The sequence below is a fragment of the Paenibacillus sp. MAEPY2 genome, from assembly GCF_000499205.1.
Classification (GTDB): domain Bacteria; phylum Bacillota; class Bacilli; order Paenibacillales; family Paenibacillaceae; genus Paenibacillus; species Paenibacillus vandeheii.
Genome location: NZ_AWUK01000026.1, coordinates 15352 through 42240, shown reverse-complemented (window position 1 = coordinate 42240; position 26889 = coordinate 15352). Strand labels below are relative to the sequence as shown.

Annotated in this window: 21 protein-coding genes; 18 read left to right on the top strand and 3 right to left on the bottom strand. The window is 45.6% G+C overall.

The genetic code is table 11. The features are described from left to right. Window positions 1–210: 210 nt before the first annotated feature. The 13 genes from fba (at window position 211) to P364_RS0119035 (ending at window position 17672) form a co-directional block, all read left to right on the top strand. Entirely contained in the window at window positions 211–1077 is an 867-nt protein-coding gene (fba, locus tag P364_RS0119095; RefSeq protein WP_024631684.1) for a class II fructose-1,6-bisphosphate aldolase, read from the top strand. Further along, complete coding sequence (locus P364_RS0119090; protein WP_081718021.1) at window positions 1041–2003, top strand: 1-phosphofructokinase family hexose kinase; 963 nt, start codon at window positions 1041–1043, stop codon at window positions 2001–2003. Before fba ends, P364_RS0119090 begins: the two co-directional genes overlap by 37 nt. 183 nt (window positions 2004–2186) lie before the next feature. Beyond that, window positions 2187–2987 carry a DeoR/GlpR family DNA-binding transcription regulator gene (locus P364_RS0119085; protein WP_029881104.1) on the top strand — a complete coding sequence of 267 codons (801 nt, stop codon included), beginning with the start codon at window positions 2187–2189 and terminating at the stop codon, window positions 2985–2987. A 70-nt stretch (window positions 2988–3057) separates the two neighbouring features. After that, window positions 3058–4350 (top strand): ABC transporter substrate-binding protein, encoded by a 1293-nt coding sequence (locus tag P364_RS0119080; RefSeq protein WP_024631681.1) that lies wholly within the window; start codon window positions 3058–3060, stop codon window positions 4348–4350. 15 nt (window positions 4351–4365) lie between these two features. Beyond that, window positions 4366–5301 (top strand): carbohydrate ABC transporter permease, encoded by a 936-nt coding sequence (locus P364_RS0119075; protein ID WP_024631680.1) that lies wholly within the window; start codon window positions 4366–4368, stop codon window positions 5299–5301. 21 nt (window positions 5302–5322) lie between these two features. Continuing rightward, complete coding sequence (locus P364_RS0119070) at window positions 5323–6147, top strand: carbohydrate ABC transporter permease (RefSeq protein ID WP_024631679.1); 825 nt, start codon at window positions 5323–5325, stop codon at window positions 6145–6147. An 18-nt stretch (window positions 6148–6165) separates the two neighbouring features. Further along, window positions 6166–7470: an alpha-galactosidase gene (gene melA / locus P364_RS0119065; protein ID WP_024631678.1), complete on the top strand. Its 1305-nt coding sequence runs from the start codon at window positions 6166–6168 to the stop codon at window positions 7468–7470. Further along, window positions 7467–8423, top strand: a complete 957-nt coding sequence (locus P364_RS0119060; RefSeq protein ID WP_024631677.1) for a carbohydrate kinase family protein — start codon at window positions 7467–7469, stop codon at window positions 8421–8423. The genes melA and P364_RS0119060 overlap by 4 nt, the downstream gene beginning before the upstream one ends. 48 nt (window positions 8424–8471) lie before the next feature. Continuing rightward, window positions 8472–10019, top strand: a complete 1548-nt coding sequence (locus tag P364_RS0119055) for a right-handed parallel beta-helix repeat-containing protein (protein WP_024631676.1) — start codon at window positions 8472–8474, stop codon at window positions 10017–10019. Window positions 10020–10269: 250 nt separating this feature from the next. After that, window positions 10270–11931 (top strand): extracellular solute-binding protein, encoded by a 1662-nt coding sequence (locus tag P364_RS0119050; protein ID WP_024631675.1) that lies wholly within the window; start codon window positions 10270–10272, stop codon window positions 11929–11931. A 75-nt stretch (window positions 11932–12006) separates the two neighbouring features. Continuing rightward, window positions 12007–13845: a sensor histidine kinase gene (locus P364_RS0119045; RefSeq protein WP_024631674.1), complete on the top strand. Its 1839-nt coding sequence runs from the start codon at window positions 12007–12009 to the stop codon at window positions 13843–13845. Window positions 13846–13848: 3 nt separating this feature from the next. Beyond that, window positions 13849–15420, top strand: a complete 1572-nt coding sequence (locus tag P364_RS0119040) for a response regulator (RefSeq protein ID WP_024631673.1) — start codon at window positions 13849–13851, stop codon at window positions 15418–15420. 200 nt (window positions 15421–15620) lie between these two features. Continuing rightward, window positions 15621–17672: a glycoside hydrolase family 16 protein gene (locus tag P364_RS0119035; protein ID WP_024631672.1), complete on the top strand. Its 2052-nt coding sequence runs from the start codon at window positions 15621–15623 to the stop codon at window positions 17670–17672. 198 nt (window positions 17673–17870) lie between these two features. Here the strand turns inward: P364_RS0119035 and P364_RS35475 are convergent, their stop codons facing one another. Next, window positions 17871–19223, bottom strand: a complete 1353-nt coding sequence (locus P364_RS35475; RefSeq protein ID WP_024631671.1) for a M56 family metallopeptidase — start codon at window positions 19221–19223, stop codon at window positions 17871–17873. A gap of 9 nt (window positions 19224–19232) precedes the next feature. After that, window positions 19233–19607, bottom strand: a complete 375-nt coding sequence (locus tag P364_RS0119025; RefSeq protein ID WP_024631670.1) for a BlaI/MecI/CopY family transcriptional regulator — start codon at window positions 19605–19607, stop codon at window positions 19233–19235. A 285-nt stretch (window positions 19608–19892) separates the two neighbouring features. On the opposite strand from P364_RS0119025, the gene P364_RS0119020 reads away from it, so the two are divergent. The 3 genes from P364_RS0119020 (at window position 19893) to P364_RS0119010 (ending at window position 21832) form a co-directional block, all read left to right on the top strand. Next, window positions 19893–20519 (top strand): hypothetical protein, encoded by a 627-nt coding sequence (locus P364_RS0119020; RefSeq protein WP_024631669.1) that lies wholly within the window; start codon window positions 19893–19895, stop codon window positions 20517–20519. Window positions 20520–20759: 240 nt separating this feature from the next. Beyond that, entirely contained in the window at window positions 20760–21353 is a 594-nt protein-coding gene (locus P364_RS0119015) for a YdeI/OmpD-associated family protein (protein WP_024631668.1), read from the top strand. A gap of 107 nt (window positions 21354–21460) precedes the next feature. Beyond that, entirely contained in the window at window positions 21461–21832 is a 372-nt protein-coding gene (locus P364_RS0119010) for an iron chaperone (protein WP_024631667.1), read from the top strand. A 69-nt stretch (window positions 21833–21901) separates the two neighbouring features. Here P364_RS0119010 and P364_RS0119005 read toward each other — a convergent pair whose 3' ends face one another. Continuing rightward, window positions 21902–22792: a LysR family transcriptional regulator gene (locus P364_RS0119005; protein WP_024631666.1), complete on the bottom strand. Its 891-nt coding sequence runs from the start codon at window positions 22790–22792 to the stop codon at window positions 21902–21904. Between the two features lie 111 nt (window positions 22793–22903). On the opposite strand from P364_RS0119005, the gene P364_RS0119000 reads away from it, so the two are divergent. Together P364_RS0119000 and P364_RS0118995 are read left to right on the top strand one after the other, a co-directional pair. Next, window positions 22904–24286 (top strand): MFS transporter, encoded by a 1383-nt coding sequence (locus P364_RS0119000; RefSeq protein WP_024631665.1) that lies wholly within the window; start codon window positions 22904–22906, stop codon window positions 24284–24286. A 208-nt stretch (window positions 24287–24494) separates the two neighbouring features. After that, window positions 24495–26699 carry a M1 family metallopeptidase gene (locus P364_RS0118995; protein ID WP_024631664.1) on the top strand — a complete coding sequence of 735 codons (2205 nt, stop codon included), beginning with the start codon at window positions 24495–24497 and terminating at the stop codon, window positions 26697–26699. Window positions 26700–26889 lie beyond the last annotated feature (190 nt).

The following is a 26889-nucleotide window of genomic DNA, read 5'->3' as shown; positions in this document are numbered from 1 at the left end:
GCAATAGTTTTCCAAAATAATGATTGATTTAATCAAATAAAAAGATTATTATGATCACAAGCAAGAAAAGTTCAAATGTTTTCCAATCTCATCTGACCCGTGAAGGGAGGTGCAGGATCGTTCTAATCGTCGCTATGTAGCCTGCTGATAGAGGATAACCATTGATTCCTAGAAGCAGGGAGCGGCGCAACCTTTTAAGGGGGAATGGATATGCCACTGATCTCGTCCACTGAACTGCTGCAAACAGCTCGCAGGGACCATTACGCCATTGCTGCATTTAACGTACACACTCTGGAGATGCTTCAGGCTGTCGTTGAAGCAGCAGTAGAAACCGAATCACCGCTGATTATTCAAACCACGGTGGGCACAGTCAACCATTTGGGTCCGGAATACATCGCCCATGCGGCTAAAACCGCAGCGGACTTGACGGATATCCCCATCGCACTTCATTTGGATCACTGCACTGATTTTTCGACAATTATTCGATGCATACGAGCAGGCTATACATCCGTTATGATCGATGCATCCATGTACCCTTTTGAAGAAAACGTGAATCTAACTCGTAAAGTGATGGAGGTTGCCCAAGCATCTGGTGTAAACGTGGAGGCGGAGCTTGGCAAAGTCGGAGGCGTTGAAGACGATATTGTCGTTGAGGAACAGCATGCGTCCTTGGCTGATCCCGAAGATTGCGTACAGTTTGTTGAACGTACCGGCGTAACTACCCTTGCTCCGGCAATCGGAACTGCGCACGGTATATACAAAGGCCTGCCGAACATTGATTTCGAACGAATCGAAACCATTGCGAATCGTGTAGCGGTTCCTCTGGTATTGCACGGTGGTTCGGGCATTCCAGCCGAACAAATTCATCGGGCGGTCGCGTTGGGGATGTCGAAGGTAAACATAGCTACTGAGCTGCGTATTGCGTTTTCCGAAGCCATCAAGGATGTATTCTTAATTCACCCGGAAGAGGATGATCCACGCAAATACATGGCTCCGGCGAAGGAAGCAGTTAAACGGCTTGCCATGGAGAAAATGCGGTTATGCGGATGCACTGGCAGAGCCGGCGTGGCCCGATGATTACCACAGTCACACTCCATGCGGCCATTGACCGGACGTTGTACCTTGATAAGTTTGGCGTAGGCAAGGTGCATCGGGTTACACGGGAGGTTAATGAACCGGGTGGCAAAGGTAATAATGTAGCCAAAGTGATTCGGCAGCTTGGCGGTCAAGTCACAGCTACAGGCATTATTGCAGGCAATAACGGCGGATTTATTGAGAGCAGTCTGACTGAACGGGGGATACGAACTGCTTTTATCCAATCCGCAGGAGACTCGCGAGTCTGCTTTAACATTCTGGACGATTCCAGTGGGAGCTCTACCGAGCTGCTTGGGCAGGGTCCAACCATGTCAGAAGCCGAAGTTGAAGCGATCAAGAACAAAGTACAGGAGCTTGCCATCCAGTCCAGTGTGGTCGTCATGTCTGGGAGTTTACCCCCAGGCGCACCGAACACATTGTATGCAGAACTGATTCGCATTGTCCGTTCAGCAGGCGCGAGAGCTTTTCTGGATACAGGTGGAACAGCTTTCAACATTGGGTTGAGTGCAACGCCTCATTTCGTGAAGCCTAATGAGCACGAGCTAGCCGAATGGCTGGGACAGAAGCCGAGAGACGTAAGTGAGTGGACTCGAGCAGCACATATGCTGGCGGATCAGGGAATTGACGAGGTGTGCATAACACTAGGCAGTAACGGTGCTCTGGCCATTCTAAACGGAACAGCGTATATGGTGAAGCCTCCAGCCATTCAACCTGTAAACACGGTAGGATGCGGGGATGCCTTTGTTGCTGGCATGGCATATTCGGCAGAGCGCGGCGATTCGGCTGAGTCCAGGCTGCGAACAGCTGTCACGGCGGCAGCGGTCAATGCCATGTCTTCCAAAGCAGGTGACATCGACTATGGTCTTTTTGAGGAGTACGAACAACAGGTGCAGATTATACTTTTATAAAAGTTGAAGGTTGTACAAATCAGCTTCACATCCCGCATGAATAATCGCCAGAGAGATGCTTTTCTGATGGAATGCAGTTCACGTCGGCATATTGCAATCCATCCTTTCATCCTACACAATAGAGCTAGCACGGGCTGCAGTTAACGGATTCTTACAAGCCCAGACATAATAAAGGAGAGACTTATGCAATATTCAAAGGGTGAACTGCGCAGAGCACAAACATTGGAACTGATTAAATCGCATGGGAAAATATCGCTGCTAGAGATTGTCCAAACGGTCGGTTGCTCGGAAGCTACCGCAAGACGGGATTTGGATGCGCTGGAAAAAGCGGGCGAGATTATTCGAACAAATGGGGGAGCCATTTATGAAGGGAGTCTGACGTCGGCGGTATCGGAGCTGCCTTTTGCAGCAAAACGCGATTTCAGACGGATGGATAAGGAACGGATCGCCGCCACGGCCGCCGCCCTCGTTGAAGAGGGGGACATTATCTGCCTGACAGGAGGTACAACGACGTTCTTTATTGCGAAAGCACTCAAAAAGCACCGTAATATTACGATTGTCACGAACGCGGTGAATATTGCTTATGAACTGGCTGATGCCGAAGATATTCAGGTCGTGGTTATTGGCGGCGTTATGCGGTCCAAAAGTTACGAATTATGCGGTCCGCTGGCGGAAAGTGTAATTGATAAAATTAACATTACGAAAATGTTCCTCGGGGTGGACGGAGTAACGCAGAATTTCGGCTTTACGATGCATTCCGAGCTTGAAGCCCGTATAGCCCAATTAACAATGGAACGTTCCAGCGAGGTTTATGCTGTATTCGATCAAAGCAAGGTTGAGAAAAGTGCTTTGTTTACCATTGCTCCCTTGAATCAGGTGACAGGAGTAATTACGAATAAGCAGCCGGAGGGATGGTTTGAGCAAGCGTGCAGGGAGCAGCAGATTGCTATACATACAACTACAGATCACAATGCTTCTATATAAGTACGCCTGATTCTCAAACGACCCTCTCTTCAGATGCTGGCTAATTTGCAGAACAAGGGAGGATATGCGAATGCATTTTTCCAAGTTTATGCTGATCCTTGCGATGATTTGCGTTGTAATCGCTGAAGCGGGCTGTTCCAGTTCTTCCACTTCCGGCGGCGAACCATCTGCAGACTCGCAAGGCAAGGTGAATCTGGTCTTTTGGAGTCATCAGGAAGACGCTATAGTGGGCGCTTACAAGAAATTAATATCCAAATATCAGAGCTTACACCCCGATGTAACGATCGAGTATCAGACCTTTCCGTATGATGTGTACAGCCAGAAGCTGAAAGCTTCATTCTCCGCGAAGAAACCACCCGACATTGCCGAATTCTTCGGCACCTGGGTGCCCGAATATTCCAAGAACAACCTGCTTGTTGAAATTCCTGATAGTGAAAATGTAAAAAAAGCATATTATGATGCCCCCCTGGGGGGATATTTGCGAGACAACAAGTTATATGGGCTGCCGCTCGAATACAACATTGAGAACGGTGGCATGCTGATTCATCCGCAAATGCTCAAAGAACAAGGCTTGGATCATCCACCTACAAGCTGGACAGAACTTGTGGATTACGCCCAAAAACTAACCGTACGTGAAAGCGGTGTCATCAAAGTGAAAGGCTTCGATTTTGTATCGGCAGACAATATTACGTTCACTTTCCTATCGCTCATTTTACAGCAGGGCGTAAGTTTTATGGGTGAAGACGGACATGTTAATTTTCACACGCCGGAGGCTCAGAAAGCGATGTCCACCTTGGTTTCGCTCGTGGCTGATGACAAAGTTGCGGATTTAACCACTTTCGGTGGTGAGCTGGATACCTCTGACTATTTTTTTCAGGGGAAATCAGCGATGACCTATCGCGGCCCCTGGACCATTGCTGCGGGGCAGAACAACTATAAGGTAGATGATTTTGAATATGTTTCCGTGCCTTCCTTTACGGAGAATCCACCTGTTTTTGCTGCCGAATCCGGTTGGGGGCTCGCAGTATCTAAGCAAAGCAAACAGCAGGAGGCTGCACTTGATTTCATCCAATTCATCTCGGAGAAGGACAACCTTACGACATGGAATACGGACACCTTTACCGTTCCAGCCAAAAAGGAAATTGCTGAAAATCCGGAATTCCTGAAGAACAATCCCCATTTAAAGCCTTCACTGGCTATATTGGCGTTAGGTCAATGGATTGGTCCTATAGCAGACCGGGATTTCTTCTTCAAGCAGATCAACGACAATTTTCAACTGATGGCTGGTGGACAGCAAAGTGTTGAAGACGGATTGATGAACATTGAACGGACGATCAACGATAATCAGGATCAACATAAGTGATAGGGGTGCTGGGGCATGAGTACTGCTATATCTACCAAAAAGGCCGAAAAGGGTAACCCAGCGGTAAAGTCGACAGCTTACAGGGCAAAACGAAGGTTCATCATCATTTCACTTGTACCGATCTTGCTTCTGTTCGGGGTGTTTGCTTTCCTTCCCATCGCATGGAGCCTGGGCTTGTCCGCATTCAAGTATGACCCGCTTAGCTCAAACGCGATATTCGTGGGGGCGGAGAACTATATCCGTATGTTCCAGGATTCCATATTTCTGAAGTCACTATGGGTAACCTTCAAATTTGTATTTATCGCTGTACTGATCAACATTGTCATTACGCTTTTGATCGCTTCAGCGATTCAGCGAGTCCGCATCCCGTGGCTCAAAAATGGCTTTCGAACTATATTCTTTCTTCCCACAATCGCTCCGCTGGCGGGAACAGCCATCGTATGGAATACCATGTTCAATTACAATGACGGCTTGTTCAACATGATTCTTGCCAAGCTGAATATGGCTCCAATCCAGTGGCTCAGTGATCCACATTATGCGCTCTATTCCGTCATTATGATGACCTTGTGGGCTGATATTGGGTATAACATCGTTCTTTTCATTGCCGGACTGGATTCCATCCCGGATATGTACTATGAAGCAGCGACACTGGAGGGGGCGGGCCGATGGCATGTCTTTCTTCACATCACACTGCCTTTACTGCGCAGAACGACGCTATTTGTTTCTATCACGACAGTTGTTTCCTATTTTCAGGCCTTCCCGCAATTTCAGATTATGACCAAGGGCGGACCCTTCAACGAAACACGAGTGCTATCCCTGCAAATTTATGAGCAGGCATTCTCCAGTTCCAACATGGGGTACGCCTCCGCTATGGCAACAGTGTTTCTAATGATCATCCTGCTTGTGACACTGCTGCAGCTGCGATGGGGACGCACACAATGGGAACATTGAGGAGAACAGGAGGAGAAGCCGATGCGACGTAAAGTAAGTCTATGGGAAGGCGTCACGATCGCAGTTCTTGCAGTCATAGCCTGTATTATGCTTTTGCCTTATGCCTGGATGGTGTTGTCATCTCTGAAAAGCAACATGGACATCGTCTCGGGTTCTGGCGGGTTGTTTCCAAGCAAGCCGAGCCTCGACGGATACCGAACGGTTTTTAGCGAGGCGCCATTTGTTACGTGGCTGCTTAACAGCCTGATGACATCTGTCATCATAACGGTAGTCACCTTATTTACCAGTGCTCTAGCCGGATATGTATTTGCCAAGCATCAGTTTAAAGGCAAGAAACTGCTGTTCATTCTGATCCTGGCAACGATGATGATTCCCTTTCAGGTTATTATGATTCCAACTTATCTGATTACCGCTGAGCTTGGACTGGTTAACCATTTGCTCGCGATCATTTTGCCCAATCTGGTCAGCTCCTACGGTGTATTTCTGGCTAAACAATTCATTGAAGAGATTCCACAAGAGCTGCTGGAAGCAGCCAGGATGGACGGTTCAGGCGAATTCAGGCTGATGCTTCGCATCGTTATGCCGCTTATTATGCCCATGCTGTCAGCCTTGGGGATATTCACATTCATGAACTCCTGGAATAACTACCTGTGGCCACTGATTGTATTAAATGATGAGAGCAAAATGACCGTTCCGCTGGCATTGGTCTACTTTAACGGAACGCATCAGGTCAACTACAACGTCGTCATGTCAGCTGCGGTGCTGATTACGATACCGGTTATTATAATATTCCTGATCTTCCAGAAGCAATTCATTAAAGGCCTGGCGATGACAGGCATGAAATAACGGGCGAGGAGAAAAGTGATGACTAAAATCTCAATTATCGGAGCAGGCAGTGCATTTACGCGCGAGATCGCTATGGATATTCTGCTGATTGAAGGCTTGGAGGGTGGTACCATTGCCCTGGTTGATATTGACGAACGTCGGCTTGAGTTGGCACGCAGGCTTGTACTTCAGATCGTGGAAATGACAGGGAAAACGTGGGAGGTGCTTGCCTCCACGGATCGCAGAGAAGTAATCGGCGGTTCACAGTTCGTAATTAACCAAATTGAAGTGGGCGGGCTGGAGACGGTTCGTTATGAATATGAAATTCCGCTGAAATACGGGGTAAAGCAATGTATTGGCGATACGTTGGGACCGGGAGGACTATTCAAGACACTCCGAACCCTTCCCAGTTGGGTAGAGATTGTTCGGGACATTGAAGCGCTCTGTCCAGACTGCATCATTCTGAACTATACTAATCCGATGTCTGCGGTTACACTCCTGACTTCCCGCATTACGGACATTCCGGTAGTGGGATTATGTCACTCCATCCAGAACACATCGGCTCAACTGGCCGAATATGCCGGAGTTCCTTATGAAGAGATGTCATGGAAAGCCGGAGGTATTAACCACATGTCATGGTTCGTGGAGCTGTCTCACGAGGGGAGAGATCTGTACCCTGTTCTTTTGGAGAAAATACAAACCACTCCTGAACTGCTGCGACAAGACCCGGTCCGCTTGGATGCCATGAAGTATTTAGGCGCTTTTGTCTCGGAATCCAGCGGCCATTTCTCGGAATATATCCCGTATTACCGAAAACGCCAATCGCTTATCGATCAGCACTGCAGCTCAGGTTATAACGGAGCCACAGGGTTCTATGCGGATAACTGGCCGATCTGGCGGAGAGAAAATGATGAGCAGATCGTTTCGCAGCTTGAAGGTACGGTACCGCTTGAGCTTCAATCGAGTAATGAATATGCAGCCATTATCATCGAAGCGGTATTGAAAAATGAGCCGAAGGTCATTTATGGTAACGTTCCAAATCGAGGGTTGATTGAAAATTTGCAGCCTGACGGTGTGGTGGAAGTGGCCTGCCTCGTTGACGGGAAAGGCGTTCAGCCTTGCCGCTTCGGAAGACTGCCTGAACATTTGGCTGCCTTGTGCCGCTCGAATATGGCTTTTTTTGATCTGGCTGTGGAAGCTGTACGGAGAAATGACAAGGAAATGGCACGCCATGCACTGATGCTGGACCCGCTAACTGCTGCCGTATGCTCCCTGGAGGAGATCGGAAGCATGTTCGATGAACTGTACGAGGCGGAACAGGGATTTGTTCCGGTATTGAAATGATGAAGAAACAGGAAACAAGTCCCGTTGTTGTCATTGCTGGTGAGCTAAATGTAGACGTCATTGTATCCGGAAGGGACGTGATGCCGGAATGGAATCGGGAAAAAATGGTCGATGGCTTCGAGGTGGTACTGGGCTCCTCATCGGCAATTACCGCATGTGCTCTGGCAAGCTTGGGAGCGGATGTGAGATTCGTCAGCGTCGTGGGGGATGACGATTTCGGAAAGTTCTGTATAGCTGAGTTACAACGTATGGGCGTAAATACAGAGCATGTAACCCGATTGTCTCGCATCAAAACAGGTGTAACCCTATCCCTCTCCACACCTGTGGACCGCGGACTGTTAACGTACGCTGGCAGCATCCCGTTGTTGACACCGGATTATATACCAGAATCACTGTTGCAGCAGGCCACGCATCTTCATTTTGGTTCTTATTATTTACAGGATGGAATGAGACCCCATTGGGCTGGGCTTTTTGCAAAGCTGCGGGCCAATGGGATCAGCACATCTTTTGATACAGGCTGGGATGTATCCAATCAATGGGACCGCGAGGGAATAAGTGCACTACTGACGGTAACTGATTTGTTTATTCCCAGCGAGGATGAACTACTGCACATTTACCCTGCGGATGGGGTAGCCGATGTGCTTGACTCCATGCTTCCTGCTGTGGCGGGAATTGTAGCAGTCAAACAAGGGTCAAAAGGTGCTACACTGCGCGACCTGGACGAAAGTACAATATCTGCTGGATCTTACACTTTGTCTCCTATCGATACGACGGGAGCAGGCGACTGTTTCAATGCTGGGATCATATATGGATACTTACTGGGAATGCGAGGGGGCGAACTGCTGCGCTTTGCCAATGCATGTGGTGCATTGTCCACGCTTGGCATCGGTGGCACAGGCAGCCTGCCGACGATGGAGGCTGTACTTCATTTACAAGAAGGGCTTAAATCGTAAAGTCTGGCTTTATTCTGCGCAACCCATTAATCAAAGGGAGTTGAGGGTATGTTGAAATTCGGTAAAACATTGCTGGTAGGATTAAGTATGGCAGTAGGTATAGGAATGGTTTCAGGGATTGAATGGTCCTCATCCGCTGCCGCAGCAGGCACGGATTACTATGTGGCGACAAGTGGAAATGACTCCAATGCGGGCACGAGCAGCGCGCCGTGGAAAACACTTCAGCACGCAGCTGATGCTGTTCCTGCAGGCAGTACAGTGCATGTTCGTGGCGGTGTTTACAACCAGAAGCTGAAGATCACCCGCTCTGGCTCTGCTTCACAGGGACCGATTGTATTCACTAACGACGGCACAGAGACTCCAATCATTGACGGCACCGGACTTTCCGTTAGCGGGATTGAAGGGTTGATTGACCTGACCGATGTAAATTACGTTACCATTCAGGGTTTTGAGATTCGCAATTATACCACGGCAACCAAGGACGTTATGCCCGTAGGCATCTATGTTCACGGATCAGGCAGCTTTATCAATTTGTCCAGCAACAAAGTTCATGATATCAAAAACACAGCCACCCCAACCGGTAGTGATCTGCTTGGACGTGACGCACATGGGATCGCCGTATATGGCACAAAAGCGCCGGACTCCATTCACGATATTACGATTAACGGTAATGAACTGTACAATCTCGTTCTCGGCTCCAGCGAATCACTGGTTCTGAATGGTAACGTAGATACCTTTTCGGTGACCAATAATGTCATTCACGATAACGATAACATCGGTATTGATCTCATCGGTTATGAGGGTAAAGCGCCAAATACGGCATACGATCAGGTGCGGAACGGACTCGTGAAGGGTAACCGGGTATATAATATTTCTTCTAATAATAATCCTTCGTACGGGAAGTCACTTCCGAATAACAGTAATGCGGCCGATGGTATCTATGTCGATGGCGGCAAGGACAGTATTATTGAGCAGAACTACAGCTATAACAACGATATCGGTATCGAGATTGCATCCGAGCATGCCGGTAAGTCCACCAGCAATATAACGGTGCGCAGCAATGCAGTCTACAACAACCGACTCACCGGCATTGCTATGGGTGGCTATGATACCAAACGTGGCTCCACAGTAAACTGCAAGATCGTCAACAATACGGTTTACAAAAATGACACGCTTGGCGATGGCAGCGGCCAGCTTTACGTTCAGTTTGATACACAAAATAATGTAATTAAGAACAACATTTTCGTAGCCAGTTCCACAGATGTGTTGATTTACAATGAATACACCAAAAATTCTGGAAACGTTGTGGATTACAATCTCTATTTTGCTCCTGCGGGCAGCACTGGGGCGAACTGGACTTGGAAAAATAAAGACTACACCGGTTTCTCCGCTTATAAAGCGGGAACAGGCAATGACGCACACTCCTTGTTCGTCGATCCCAAATTTGTGAATGCTGCAGCTTACGATTTCCATCTCCAAACTTCGTCTCCAGCGATCGATGCCGGGAACACGGACAATGCAATCATTGGAACACTGGACATTGAGGGGAAACCGAGAGTACAGGGAGCTGCTGTAAATATCGGCGCCTACGAGTGAGACGTATAATTTAACGAAATATTCTTCCCTGAAGATCCAACAAAGGCAGCTGATTACTCAGCTGTCTTTGTTCTATTTAAATATAAATAACCCTCTTTATATGGCTGTGCCTGTGTTAGACCCTACCTAAACCACAATATTTAGGTAAGGAGCTGCATTTCCATTTCGATCCATGGATAGTAAAATTGGTATAGCATAATTAATGCTAAGGTTAATTCATAACTGTAACAAAGAAAGGAGGATATATGAAATGAAAACCAGTTTGATCAAGCACTGTATGCTCATCTATTGGAGCATAATCCTGATGCTAGTCTTGGCAGCGTGTTCCGGGTCAGAGCAAAGTGGAAATCTGTCACCCCCACAACCTGCTCATCCTATACAACAGTCAGGTGAATACAAGTCGAACCCCGATGAACCTGCATGGAAGCTTGATACCACGCCTGTGGATTTGACCTGGTTTGTTGGCGCGAATTGGTATGGTCACACCTGGGGTGAAAGTATGACCTCCAAGTATGTAACAGAAAAAACAGGCGTTCATATCAAATTTGAAGTGCCATCCGGGGAAGCGGGCGAACAAATTACGCTGATGATGACCTCCGGCAAAATGCCGGATTTGATGACAATGGGCTCGTGGGAAAGTGCGATTAATAAGCTGTTGGAGAGCGATCAGGTATATGCTTTAAATGAATTGGCGGAGCAGTATGATCCCTACTTTTTCAAGGTCGCAGGCGATGGTACATTGAAGTGGTATCGGCAGAAGAACGGAAATACATATGGCATTCCAAATGATTCATACAGTCCCAGCCAGATGCAAGCAACTGGTTTGACGGCTGCCAACCAAACCTTTTTGGTGCGAAAAGATCTGTATGAAGCTATGGGCAGACCGGATTTGAGTACTCCGGAAGGCTTTCTGAACGCATTGCAATTGTTAAAGGATCAGTATTCCGTGTATAAAGGCCAGCTCATCAGTCCCTTCTTTGCTCAGGGAACTGTCTCTTACGGGATGACCGAGTACCTGCAGAACCTGCTGGCTATTCCACATGAAAAGGACGGCAAATATAACGACCGTATGACCGACCCGGACTATATCACCTGGCTGAAAACTTTTCGCACAGCCTATGAGAGTGGCTTGATTAATGTAGATTTTCTGGTGGACTCGAATGCTCAGGTAGAGGAAAAAACCAGTAATGCCCGCTATTTTATGATGATTCGTGAGTGGACTGGCATGGCGGCGATCAATCCGATATTGGCCGCAGGTGCATATCCGAATTCGTACTACATCGCTGTGGATGGCCCGCAAAACAGACACGGTGATTCCGCAACACTGTTCCCGGGCAATATGGACGGCTGGATGGTTACGATGATTAGCAAATCCACCAAAAACCCTGAACGAGCCATCCGCTTCCTGACCTATCTCGCCAGTGAAGAAGGCCAAAGGGATGTATTTCTGGGCAAAGAAAGCGAAACATGGGTGATGAGGAATGGTAAGCCGCAGTTGAAAGCCGAGATGGTCCAATTGCTTGATACGGACAGAGAGAGGCTGGAAAAGGAGTACGGCATCATGGATACCTACTGGATGCTGCGAAACCCTGCCTTCGTTAACCCATGGAGACCAGAGAAGGCCCCATCCGTTAAGCAAATGGAGGAGTTCGCTAACAAACAGGCCGATATGGACAGCGGCATCTATAAGGGAATAGATCCTGTAGGAGATTCCGATATAGCGTTAGCCTGGTCCCGTATTTCACAGAATTGGGAGGAAGTACTACCGGAATTGATAACCGCCAAGGATGAAGCTGCTTTTGATAAGATATTCGAAAATTTCCTAGCCCGTCGTGTGAATTACGGATTTAATCAGGTAATGGAATACCGTCAGGCCGAGCTAGATGCGCGAAAAGCCAAGATGTCGGAATAACCATTCCCTATCAGCCTCGTTACCTATCAGACAACTTGTAATATATGGTATAACAAAGGTGGGGAGGGCATCAGAATGAAATATTTACGGACTAGACTGAGGAAGCTTTACCGTAATTCCCGTATTTCCCAAAAGCTGTTTCTTGCGTTTAGCCTGATGATTGCTATACCTGTTATTTTGGTATCCTTTTTATATATTCGGATGCAGGAAACCCAGCTATACAAGGACGCTATGGCGACGGGCAACAGCCACGTTTCATGGCTAAACGAACAATTACGCAGCAGAATGGACATCATTGAGAGCGCTTCCACAACTGCACTTACTCAAAAGGCATTTGTGGATTTTATTCATTCCAACATGATTGTGGATGGCCTGCGACTGGTGAAATTCAAACAAAACCAATTTGAGCAGATGCAAAATATCATTCAAAGCAATGCGATGATCAGTGAGCTCAGCTTTTACGTGGATAATCCGAACTTATATGAAATCTGGCCTGAAATCTATCATTACAAGAAATTTTGGCCGCAGGATTACTGGGCAAAGCTTCGGGATGAAGGCGGGGCCGCTTACCGTTTGTTTTCCTTTAAGGATGGTGAACATACGTTATCCTATTACCGGCTGGTTCGCCTACAGGGACAGGAGCAGAAGCGTCCCAGTATTATGGAAATTCGTGTTCAGCACAGTATGTTTTTCAGCGACCTGCTCCAGGAGAGCAAGGGAGACTTCTTCTCTGTTTTGATGAATGAAAGCGACCCTCCGCAATATGTATACAATTCCCAGCATGAGTTTTCTCGAAAGGCCGGGGATGGTCTGGACGAGATCCTTGGCAGTATTCATCGTCAACTGGATGTACTCCCGCAGGAAAGTCCCGTTAAGATTAAGGTAGGTGATCAGAGCTACTATGCACTATACCGCTACATTGCTCCGCTGAACACTTATGTGGTTGATATTGTCTCCCATCAGGCGTTGATGAAGGGGCCGCGCAGCTGGTATGCATTTGTAGTAACGATTACATTGTGTGTACTGCTACTGCTGATGTTACTTGTATCACATACAACTCGGCGCATTTTCCGACGATTGGATAGCGTACTGGCTTCAATGCGTCAGGTACGGAAAGGTGAGCTGGATGCAATGATTGATACAGGCCTTGATGAGAACGAAAGAGGGGATGAAATCGACGAGGTGGCTGTGAGCTACAACAAAATGTTATATGAGGTCAAACGTCTGATGACACAGGTCGTGGATAAACAGTTAATCGCGAAAAACGCGCAGCTGCACTCCCTTCATTCCCAGATCAACTCTCATTTTTTGTATAACGCACTGGAATCTATTCGTATGCTCGCTGAGGTTCAACGGCAACCCGCTATTGCCAATTCTTTGGTATCGTTAGGTTCGCAACTTCGCTACAGTATGCAATGGCGCAGCGATACGGTTGCCCTTCGTGAGGAGCTTGCTAATATCCAAAACTACATTCAATTTATCAATCTAATGGAAGGCGGCAGCATCCAATTGACGTCAGATCTCCCACAGGAAGTGCTCCGCTATGCTATTCCGAAGATGTGCATGCAGCCCATCGTTGAAAATGTAGTTCATCACGCAGCGCCTTCGGGCGGTAAGGTGTGTATTCAGATTACGGTTTCAGTGGAGAATGACCACGTACTCCTTATTAAGATACAAGATGATGGAGTGGGGCTAGATCCTGAGATGTTAGTCCGACTGCAAGCGGCACTGCGGGGAGATTTGGATACGCCTATTGTTACCAGTAAGAACGGACTAGGTCTGGAAAACGTGAATAAGCGGTTGCAGCTTCATTACGGTAAGGATTGCGGTCTTTGGATTGATAGCACGCAGGGCAATTATACGTGTGTCACAATACGGCTGCCTTGGGAAAATGTAAATCTTGGAGGGTGGTAGGAAATGATGAATATTCTGATTGTGGATGATCAAAAGCATATACGTGATGGTCTGCAGGCGATGCTGCTTCAATTTCCTCTGGAACTGAACAACATTTACTGTGCCGCGAGCGGAATTGAGGCGCTAAACCTTTTGCTCCAGCACAGCGTCCACATCGTTATAACCGATATTAGGATGCCGGATATGGATGGACTTGCTCTCATGGCAAAAACCAAAGAGGAGCGCATTGAGGTGGAATACCTCATTATTAGCGGTTATAGTGATTTTACATATGCCCAAAAAGCTATTGAACTGGGGGCAAAGGGGTACTTGCTAAAACCCCTGAAACGGGAGGATCTGCAAACTTCGTTAGAGCATATATGGCAAGAACTCCAAACACGGCTGGTACTTAGGCATAATATGCAGCATGTATCCCGTCTCGCCCGAGAGACAGATCGTAAAGAATTACGAATGTTTATGCAGGGAGCATTAAACGAGGAGACTTGGATTCTGCAAATCCAGGAACAAAATCCTTCCTTATGGTCCAATTATCGTCTATGCCTGCTGCGGGAGAAATGTTGGATTAATCAGCCCGGGGCGAGCAACGTCCATAGCATGGAAGCTATTGCCTATGGTGTGTTCGGTAGACAAGGTTGTATTTGTCTGCAACACAGCCCTTATCTGATCCTCGCAGTGGATGCAGCCATAGACCCGGATGCTTTGTCAGCGGCGCTTAAGGAAGGAATGATCGATGCCGTAACCATTATGACTGACCCTCAGCAGGGATTAAAGGTGCTGCCAGGCAGCTATACACAAGTGCTTGAGCTATACCGCCATAGTTACCTGTTTCCAGATCAGTACAGCATCCTGCCAGCACATATTGAGCATATGGAGCAGCAGTGGCAGCTTCCCTATGAGGAGCTCTATGATCTGTTCCAGTCCGTTGGGACCGACAACAGTGGTAAAATCGCTCAGGGCATTTCCATAATATTTCACAAAAATGTGCTGCAGCGCTATCATATTCGCTATACGCAGCAGCTCTGTGGCGCTACCGTGCAGATGATGGAAGAATACGAGCGTGTTATTCGCCCCTATATGGGGGAGGAGGCGCTGGATCTTGAGTCTTTGCGTAATCTCTTTGATTATCCGGGGATGCGCGATTATATTCAAGCATTGCAGCAGCAGCTGCTTCGGTTAAATCAGTTCTATTTTGAATATAAATGCAGCTATCGCAATTCGCAGGACTTAAATGAAGCCATACGTTTTATACATGAGAGCTACCATAAGCCGCTGGACCTCGCAATGGTATCCAATCATGTGTCACTTAATTATGCCTATTTCTCAAATCTGTTCAAGAAGAATGTTGGCAAAGGCTTTGCCGAATACTTGCGAGATGTGCGTCTGGATAAAGCGCGGCGGCTCCTAGCCGAAACCGATTATAAAATTGTTGAGGTAGCTTCTATGGTAGGCTACGAAAGCTACAAAAGCTTTACACGGGCTTTTCGCCTCGTGATGCAGATTCAACCCTCAGAGTACCGACAAATGATGAGGCGAAAGGCAGAACGTGAAGTGAAGTACCACAGCTCAACACCCTGAGGCAGCATGCTTACTTGGGAAATACCATGGGGTGAGTATGCATATGCATCAAAACCCAAAAAAATGGGATACAACAAAAATAAATGTACCTTTTCAGCAGATTATCCTATTCGATAGAATAAAGATATTCCCCCATGTAAGCGATTTCCTTTATACGCATAGATTGGGAGAAACTATGATTCTATCAAAGGAGGGCAATTATGAAACCATCTCACTTTGCGGAGAAACGGTTGATGAAGAAGGTATTTGGTTTATTCTTAGTGGTTGTGATGCTGGCTAGTGTTGGCATTTTGCCAACTTCGAAAGTTCAAGCAGCTGGAACCACAGTTACTTCAATGGAGTACTTTTCACCAGCAGATGGACCTGTTATTTCAAAATCTGGAGTTGGCAAAGCTAGCTACGGATTTGTTATGCCTAAGTTCAATGGAGGCTCCGCTACGTGGAACGATGTATACAGTGACGTGGGTGTCAATGTGAAAGTGGGTAACAACTGGGTTGATATTGACCAGGCAGGTGGTTATATCTATAACCAAAACTGGGGGCACTGGAGCGATGGCGGCTTCAATGGCTATTGGTTCACGCTTTCTGCAACAACCGAAATTCAACTGTACTCCAAAGCCAACAATGGTGTTAAGCTAGAATATCAACTTGTATTCCAAAACATTAACAAAACAACCATTACGGCTATGAACCCAACACAAGGGCCGCAGATTACAGCAAGTTTCACAGGTGGTGCAGGCTTTACATATCCAACGTTCAACAATGATTCTGCGGTAACCTATGAAGCCGTAGCTGATGATCTGAAGGTGTATGTAAAACCTGTAAACAGCAGCACATGGATTGATATTGACAATAACGCAGCCAGTGGCTGGATCTATGATCACAACTTCGGCCAATTCACCGATGGTGGGGGCGGATACTGGTTTACCGTAACGGAGTCGATCAATGTCAAATTGGAATCGAAGACTTCTTCGACTAACCTCATTTATACAATTACCTTTAATGAACCGACAAGAAATTCATATGTCATTACGCCATACGAAGGAACAACTTTTACAGCAGATGCAAATGGTTCCATTGGGTTACCGCTTCCCAAAATTGACGGGGGTGCGGCAATAGCCAAGGAACTGGGCAATTTCGTATACCAGATTAACATTAATGGTCAATGGGTGGATTTGAGCAACTCCAGTCAGAGCAAATTTGCATACTCCGGTAATGGCTACAACAATATGTCTGATGCCAATCAGTGGGGATACTGGGCTGATTATATCTATGGCCTTTGGTTCCAGCCAATCCAGGAAAATATGCAAATCCGTATCGGCTATCCGTTGAACGGACAGGTGGGTGGAAATATCGGCAACAACTTCGTGAACTATACCTTCATCGGTAATCCAAATGCTCCTCGCCCGGATGTATCGGATCAAGAGGATATCTCCATCGGAACACCAACCGACCCGGCTATCTCGGGTATGAATCTCATCTGGCAGGATGAATTCACCGGAACTACGCTCGATACAAGTAAATGGAACTATGAAACAGGCTATTATCTCAATAACGATCCTGCTACCTGGGGTTGGGGCAACGCAGAACTGCAGCATTACACGAACAGCACCCAAAATGTATTTGTACAGGACGGAAAGCTGAATATCAAAGCCATGAACGACAGCAAATCTTTCCCGCAGGATCCGAATCGGTATGCACAGTATTCCTCCGGTAAGATTAACACCAAGGATAAGCTCTCCTTGAAGTACGGCAGAGTAGATTTTCGTGCCAAGCTGCCTACGGGCGATGGAGTTTGGCCGGCACTATGGATGCTTCCTAAAGATTCTGTATATGGCACATGGGCAGCATCGGGTGAAATCGATGTCATGGAAGCGAGAGGACGTCTGCCTGGCTCTGTAAGCGGTACCGTACATTTTGGTGGACAATGGCCTGTGAACCAGTCTTCGGGCGGCGATTATCACTTCCCAGAAGGCCAAACTTTTGCCAATGATTATCATGTATACTCGGTAGTATGGGAAGAGGACAGCATTAAATGGTATGTCGACGGCAAGTTTTTCTATAAAGTCACCAACCAACAGTGGTATTCCGCAGCTGCACCGAATAATCCGAACGCACCTTTCGATGAGCCGTTCTATCTTATTATGAACTTGGCAATCGGCGGGAACTTCGACGGCGGCCGTACTCCGAACGCGTCCGATATCCCGGCAACGATGCAAGTGGATTATGTACGTGTGTATAAAACACAGTAATAAGACAGACGTCTCCACGATTGCGGTGGTGTATAGGTCATTCACCATAACTGTTACTGTTTGAGAAGGGAAGCCATTCAATTCAAATAGTATCTCTCTTCTTAAAATAATGAAGCAGCCTTCGTTTAATTGTTGAACGAAGGCTGCTTCAATTTTGTATACAATGCCTAGTTATTTGCAATTCGGTGGAAAATGATTTTAATGTCTATTAGAAGCTTCTGTCGCTGGACTACGGACTACAGAAGGTTCCTCACGGACCTCTGTTTGCTCCGATGGACGTGACACCACAGAAGATTCCGCACGGGCCACCGCCTGTGCCGATGGTCGTGTTACTACAGGAGTTTCTTCACGAGCAGTCCTTTGTGCCGACGGACGTGCTACCACAGAAGTTTCTTCGCGCACTGCCGCTTGTGCTGCCGAACGAGTTACCACAGGAGTTTCTTCGCGGACCACCGCCTGTTCCGATGAACGTGTTACTACAGGAACCTCTTCACGGGCAGCCGCTTGTTGTGATGGACGTGTTACCTGGGAAGCTTCCTCACTCGCAACCACCCTGGGAGTATTGCTGGAAGCCCAAGCCGTTGACACCGTAGTAATTGCAGTTACTAGAAATAGTGTTGATATCGCTATAACAAAGGTTTTCTTTTTCACATTCTTTACGTTAAGCATCATAGTTAATCTCCTTTTTAGTTGTTTCCCATCCCCGGATAAAGAGGAGCAGAATTGTAAAGGTAAACTCCTTGATCCGGCCACTACGTTAAGAATTGTTTCTCCATAGCGTTTACGATCCGCATAGGACATTCCCTTTACAACTTCTTCGTCGCAGGACAGTTCACTCCATGTGTGAATATCTTTGGAAAGCATATGAACCAATGGATTGAACCAATGCAATGCACGAGCTATTAATATGAGCGCCTTGATCCATAGGTCTTTCCTTTTCAGGTGGATCAGTTCATGATGGAACACCATACCGATATCCACATTTGTAGAATTCTTCGCAGGCAGATAAATAGTAGGTTTTCTCAGCCCGATTAGAAAAGGACTGCGAATCATAGCGCTGTAAGCAAGCCTAACCTCGCTCTTGAGACCCAGATTGCCCTTGATTACCGGGAGCAGCATAGCCACTTCACTGTTATTCGGAACAGTGGTTCGCGTAAGTTTTAATTTCTTGAGAAACCTGCGATAACAATAGATTTGCCATGCTATAAAAGCTATGGCTCCGATTACCCATAAGCATATAAAAGCGAGAGCAACGTTTGCCGAAATGGTCTGTACCTGAATGGCAGGAGCCGGATTTAATGCTCCAGGCAATACATGATCAACCTTTAAGGGTGCCTCGTTTACTGTAGTACTAGATGTGAATAATGAAAAAATCCAGTTAAAAACAAGAAAGACGGGCAATAGATATAGACCTAAAGCCATTTTCCCAATTCCAAAACGCCATTTTGCAGGGAAGACTTGAAAGGGAACAAGGCTTAATGACAAAATGAAAGCAACGATGACACTTCCGGCAACAGTTAGAGTAGACAGTAATACAAGAAGGGTATTCATAGACTACACCTACTTTTCCGAAAACCATTGTCTCAGCTCTGCAATATCTTGGTCAGAGAGCTTGTCGCCATCATACAAAGCTGAAATCAAATTTTTTACCGAGCCTTGATATAATCCATCCAGGACTTGTTGTGTCTCCAACAGCTTGTAATCTTCGGGGGAAATACGGGGGACATACTTATTGGTACGTCCATGCCTTGTAGCTGTTAGCGCCCCTTTGTCTACCAGCCGAGAAAGAAACGTGGAGATCGTTTGTGCTTTCCATGCTTTACCTCTTTCAGAAAACATGTGCAATAGTTCGGTGGAGGTGACAGGTGGCTCACACTCCCAGATGACTTCCATCAGCTCCATTTCAGTATCTGATAATTTTTGAAGTTGGTTCACGGTGAACACTCCTTACATCGCTATGCGTCCATAACGAATGGTATTACTACACTACGTAGTACGACCAATTTACTACATCACGTAGTAGATGGTCAAGTGTCGAAAATGTTGAGGAGCAACAGATGATGGATTGTAATAGCTATAAATATCGATCGGAAGGTTGTACGGTCAGGGGAGTATCAGTGTACATAGTAAGCTCAATCAGCGATTTATTTTAATGCAGAGACGAATGTCTGGAGTATATACTTAGGCATACATCCTGAAATCACAATAGGGAGGAACCCCATGAATCTGTTTCATATACAATCCATACTGCAAGAGATCGACTGGAATGCTTCGTTTCTGGAGAATAACTTTATCGGCATTGGTTGGCCTGCAACAGGAGATTTGGAGCATAAGCCTGCAGAAGAATGGAAAGAGCAACTGGTTCAACACTATAGGATAGGAGAGACGAAACTTAGTGATGTCCTGGAAACTCTCCATACTTTTGTGTATATCATGCAGGATGGAGACTACGTCTTGGTAAACGATGATGAATGGGCTTACGTTGGAGATTTGGGCGATTATTTTTACGATGATTCCAATGGTACCGGAGAGGAATACATATGCCACCGAAGAGGAGTTACCTGGCTAGGTCGTCTTCCCTTATCAGAGTTAAATGATAAAGTATTGGCACTAGTTAGTCATGATTCAATCATTGCGAAATTCGAACATGCAATTACTCAGGCGCAATTGGACCCCTGGATTTCAATCCCCTCTGCAACGACTGCAGGAGAAAATCATTCTTCAGTTAGGGTAGTTGAAGACACAATTCAAGAAGCACTCCATGTTCTAAAAAAGGCATTGCAGAGTGAAGAAGAAGACCTGCGAATTCGTGCAGCAACCGCAATTTTGCAATATGCAAAAGCCTAGAGAGCTCAGGGCTTGGCGCCATGCGGTGGGAAAAGGACACTTTGTATATAAGCTGAATCACAGCTAGTCTTGACCAGACAGCAAATGGTGTCATAATATTTAAGCGACGCTACATGGTGTTGAATGAAATGAACGGCTTTTTCTTGGCAATCATATGTAGAGAGCACGTTACGAACGAGAATAACCATTCGCTGGATGCGTTTGTCGCCATATGATTAGAATGATGAAGGATGGTCCCTGATGACAACGAATAAAACAAACCCCAAAGTTGATGGATATTTAAACAAAGCAAAGAAGTGGAAGGAAGAATCGGTAAAGTTAAGAGAGATTATCCTTGACTGCGGTCTGACCGAAGACTTTAAGTGGATGCATCCCTGTTACACGTTGGAGAATAAAAACGTCGTGATCATTCATGGATTTAAAGAATATTGTGCGCTGCTGTTTCACAAAGGTGCCTTATTAAAGGACAAGCAGGGCATTCTAGTCCAACAAACAGAGAATGTACAGTCCGCCCGGCAAATTCGGTTCACCAATATTCAACAGATCGTTGAAATGGAAAACATCTTGAAAGAGTATATTCAAGAAGCTATTGAGGTTGAAAAGGCCGGCTTGAAAGTAACTCTTAAACAGCATACAGATTATGATGTTCCAGAAGAGTTTCAACATCAATTGGATGAAAATCCTGCTTTGAAAGAGGCTTTTGAAGCACTGACGCCTGGACGTCAACGAGCATACCTGTTTTATTTTTCCCAACCCAAGCAATCCAAAACCCGGGTCTCAAGGGTTGAGAAATATACGCAGCAAATTCTGGACGGAAAAGGTTTAAATGATTAATGTACTTCAACCCTTTGGTGAATGTAGGCCAAAGGGTTTTTCAAAATCATTTTCATGATAATATGAGATGAAGTATGCGAAATAAATCTTGGTTAGGAGAAGATATGATGGAAGTTTTTGCGGAATATTTAGCACGTATTGATAACCTTGGACATCGGGATCGAACGGAAGAAGTTCTAGAATGGATTACCAAGAAGTACCCAAATTTAGTGCCAAAGATAGCGTGGAATCAGCCCATGTTTACCGATCATGGCACATTTATTATCGGTTTTAGTGTATCGAAGCATCATTTGGCTGTGGCGCCTGAAAAGGCTGGCATTAATCATTTTTCCGATGAAATTGTGAAGGCCGGCTACGATCATACCAAAGAATTGGTTCGTATTCGGTGGGATGGCCCGGTTGATTTCTCATTACTGGGGAAAATGATTGAATTCAATATTACGGAAAAGGCAGACTGTTCAACCTTTTGGCGGAAATAGGCATCGCGGATACTACATCAGAAAAGACCTCGCTCAGACATTCAATGATGAGCGGGGTCTTTGCAATGGTCAATCATAAATTGGTTGGTACATTGCACCAAAATAATCTATAACAACGCTGCGAAACGCGACAGCTGCTTTCGAGATATATCTGTTTTTAAGCGACAATAAAGCAATTTCCCGCACAAGGTTCTGATCCTCGATTGGAAGATATACAATGCGTTCCTGTGGATTTCTTGCTGTACCTGGTATAAAGGCAAGCCCAATCTCGGCTTCCACAAGTGCAGTTAATCTTGCAGGTTCATCTCCTTCGTAAACATACTTCGGTACATACCCGGCCGACAGGCATTTGGAGTCCACCAGATCACGAATACCATATCCTTTTTTCACCCCCACAAACGACTCATCCTTAAGTTCTGCTAATGTTATGCTGCTTCGATCCGCATATCGATGACCCAGAGGCACAGCTACGACAATAGGGTCCAAGAACAGCATCTGACATTCGATGTCATCACCCTGGATTGGAGGGGAGGACAGGCAAAAATCAATTTCGCCTCGATGAAGAAGTGTGGACATGTCTTCCAAAGTAACCATTTGTACATGAAACTGAACATTCGGCTTATTTTTGCGGAATTCCCGCAAGATCCCTGGTAATGTGCTTGCTGTAGTGACCGCCAACTGAAGTTTGCCGTGATCCGGGTTGGAGAGATCCGCTATTTCCTGTTTTCCCTGTTCTAATTCGAATAGGGCTTTTTCGGTCCGTCGAAGGAATGTTCTTCCGAATTCGTTTAAACGCAGCTTTCTGCCCAATCGATCAAATAATGGTGCTCCCAAGTCATCCTCCAATCGTTGTATCGTTTTACTCAATGAAGATTGAGTGACATGCAACTTACCCGCTGCCTCCGTAACATGTTCACACCGGGCTAACGTCAAAAAATAGCGTAGTTGAAGAAGCTCCATTTCGCACCACTCTCTTATTCCTTTTAGTTCATCAAATCATAACATAAAATGCGTTGGAATAAATAAAGAAATTCCATTAAGATGACAACAGATGAAGGAGGTGCACACATAATGAACACTCGAAATATATGGTTAATGTCAGCTGTCGGCTTGGGAATCATGCTGAATCCGTTAAATTCCTCCATGATATCTATAGCGATTGCAAGACTTCAACAAGTATATCTACTTGATGTTACAGCAGTTTCGTGGATCATTTTTTCCTTTTACATTGCCAGTGCTGTGGCTCAACCTGTCATGGGCAAGTGCAGTGATCTGTTCGGCCGCAGAAAGATATTCCTTACTGGTCTTGTTGTTGCCTTCGTTTCCTCCATGTTAGCTCCGTTATCTCCAAATTTTTCATGGCTCATCGTAATCCGCATCATTCAATCTGTTGGCACAAGCATGATGGTAGCCGTTGGCATGGCGATTGTAAAAATCCATGTTACTGAGAAACAGGCTGCCGCCTTGTCAGTCCTCGCAATGTTTCTGTCTGGTGCAGCAGCGGTAGGCCCTTTTATTGGTGGTGTATTGATTCACTGGTGGGACTGGCCAAGCATTTTCCTTGTGAATATTCCATTGGTAATCGCAAGCTTTATAATCGGTTGGAAAACGATTCCCAAAGATGGAGCACTCAAATCCAACCATGACTTTTCCATCAGGAAATGGTTCCTGCTGATTGATGCGCCAGGCATACTTTTGTTCACAATCGCTTTGGTAACTCTGCTAATGAGCTTGCTTTCAGTTAATTCAACCGGACATCTTTCAACATGGCATCTTATGGTAGGCGGAGTCGGTTTGATTGCATTAGCGACTTTTATACGGCATGAATGGAAAACGGCGTCCCCCTTTATTCCGCTTCGGGTATTTGCCAAACATCCCGAGATGACATGGGTAAATGTACAATTTATGCTGGTTAACACTCTGTTTTACGCTCTGTTTTTTGGCATACCATCTTATTTGCAGCAGGTTCGCCATCTCAACGAAGTTCATACAGGAATAATCATGCTCACCCTCGGTTTATGTTCACTCATCAGCTCTCCTCTAGCAGGACGCTGGATTGACAAATCAGGGACACGACCAGCCTTGATCGTTTCTGCCGTGTTAATGACGCTCGGGTCCATCATGATTGTGATATTGGATAAAGCTTCGCCGGTTGTGAATGTAATCATGCCCCTAGCTGTATTTGGTATAAGTAACGGGTTGAACAGTGTCGGTATGCAGGCGGCATTGTTTAAGAGCACACCCGGAGAAATGATTGGTGTCGCATCGGGTATTTTTAATACATCGAGATATCTGGGTACTATTTTGTCGTCATTGTTGATTGGCATTGTCATGGGAGATACTTTCAGTTTTATCGGTTTCCAAACGCTCGGAATCATCCTGACGATATTAGCTGCATCTTTAATCTTGATGACCGTACGACGCCAGAGAATTTCAGGAACGCAGGTGTTATAGCGTTAAATTAATCATTATGAGTAACTGAAAAAAGGACGGAGCATAACGAAAACCGACTTCTCCCAACCTGGATAATCGTTCATCATGCTCATTTAATACAAATAGCCACTTTTTTTAAACGAAATTTAAGATACACATTAAATCAGTGTAAGGTTGGTCTCCTATACTTGCATTTGTGCTTCAAAAATCATTCGAGGGAGAGATTTATATCAATCATTCACGTTCCTTAACATCCAATCGAGTCAAAATAACAGCAGTCACCGCACTCGCTTTGATTCTGACCGCATGCCCATTAATAAGTACGGGTAGTGCTGCTGCTCAAGCATCTCCTGTATCTGCTATTTCACAAGCCACAGAAGACGTTAATGCTCAGGCGCCTATTCAATACCGAATTCAAGCCCGGCTGGATGAGAAGAAGATGACGATTCAGGGCAATGAATCCATTACTTACCGAAATACAAGCAAAGATACATTGAATCAGCTGGTTCTTCATACTTACGCGGATGCCAACCTTTCGAAGTCGACACAGACGACCATGTTTACACGTTCAAATGAAGAAATCAGCAAAAATAATCCTGATAAGAAGCCGGAAGACTTTCTTGGAGGCATTGATATTGAGAAGGTGACGACCGGTGGGCAAGCCCTTGATTTTAGTAATAAAAACCAAGCCCTGAAGGTGAAACTGGCGCAGCCTATTCAGCCCGGAGAATCCGTTTCGGTTCAAGTCCATTTCAATCTGAAGATTCCCTATGGCTCACAGCGCTTGTCGTATTACAAAGATATTATTAATGGGGCTCACTGGTTCCCTGTAATGTCAGTTTATAACGAGGCCAAGCATGAATGGGATAGCAAACCATATAGTCAAACCTTTGAAACGGATTATTATACGTCCGCGGATTATGAAGTTCAGTTCAATGTTCCCGATCAATATCAGGTAATGATGCCTGGTGCGTTAACAACACAAGATGACGTGGAGAAAGGACGGAAAGTGGTATCCACCGTGGCAAAGAATACAAGGGAGTTTGTTTTCTTTGCCAGCCCCAACTTCAAAGTGGACAGCGTAACCCGGAATGGCCTCACAGTAGAGTATTATTACTTTGATAACCAGCCAGGTAAGAAAAAGATCGTTGATGGATATATTGACCAAGCATTCAAAGCCATTGATTTTTTCAGCGACAAATACGGTAAATACCCTTATCCTGAATTCCGCATTGTTGAATCGTATGTGGAAGGTGTGGCTATCGAGTATTCTAGGGCCATTCAAATGGGACAAATCGGAATAAACGCGGCTCCTGAACAGGACACGGTATTTGTCCACGAAATTGCACATCAGTGGTTCCATGCGTTAATCGGAAATGATTCGGAGACGGAGTCATTCCTGGATGAAGGCTTTGCGGATTTTTCCAAAGTTTACTTTGCTGAGAAGCTGGGAGATAAGTTGAATGGCTTTAAATCCATCCAATTTGACGATTCCACTGTGGATAAGGCCATTGCTTCAACCAATGACGAGGTAGGAGATTTGGCAAGTCCTGTCTATTACGATAAAGGCCGCCAAGCGATATACCAATTGTACCGCTCCGTCGGGGAAGAGAAATTTGATGCATTTATGAAAGAGTATTTTAAACGCTATGTGTATCAAAACGCGACGATTGACCGATTTCTCCAAACTATAGAAGATGTACTGGGGGAAGAGGCGAGAAAGGAAATGAAGACGGCTTTGTATGAGCCCAATTTTGTGCTGAAGTCTGAATATCAACTGTCCAAGGAGGAGAAAGCTGCATATCTGCATGATCAATTTCAATTGCTGTATGAATCAGCCTTAACTCAGGTTCCGAATTTACCTTTTGAAACCATGAGCCGCGTGATGGATAAAACCCTTCAAGGTGAGCCATTAGCCATTGTGCTGAGTGATCAGGTTAGCAAGTCAGCGAGCAAACAACAGGAAGCTATGGTTAACCAATTGACAACTCTTCTGGATTTGAGCGGAGTGAAGTATGACGTGATTCGGGACCGTTCGGTATTAAAGCAAAAAATGAAAAAGGAGCTGGCCACCAGCAATCTGATTGTAATTGGTAATGCCAAATCCAATGGTTTTGTACAAGCTTTGAAACCCAGCATCATGGACCGTGCCACCCGTATCGGCTTTCAATGGAAGACGACCATGAATCAACCGTCGGCAGCCGGAGCGTATATAATCAAACATCCTTATAATCAGAATCGCTTAATGCTGCACTATTTCTGGAATGAAGATCTTCTTAGCGGTGGCAGTCTTGAATCGTTTATGATGAAAATGCAGGAATCCATTGGATTCACGAATGCTTATTATCAGTACTATGTACTTGATAAGACCGGCAAGGTAGCTCTGGAGAAAAAAGTGGAAAATCCTCTTTCAAAATTTTTTGCTGAAGAATAATTCGAAGTGTTCAATCTAATAAAGAAAGATTAAAATCCTTTGGCAATTGTTATGGGAAGATCATAATATCATCTGTTATAGAGTCGCCTATATGGCGACTTTTTTATTTAAGTTGAATTTAGGTTTTTAAAAGCTGTCCTGAAGGGTAAATATAACGTGGATCTTTAAATGGATGTAAAATATAACGTTG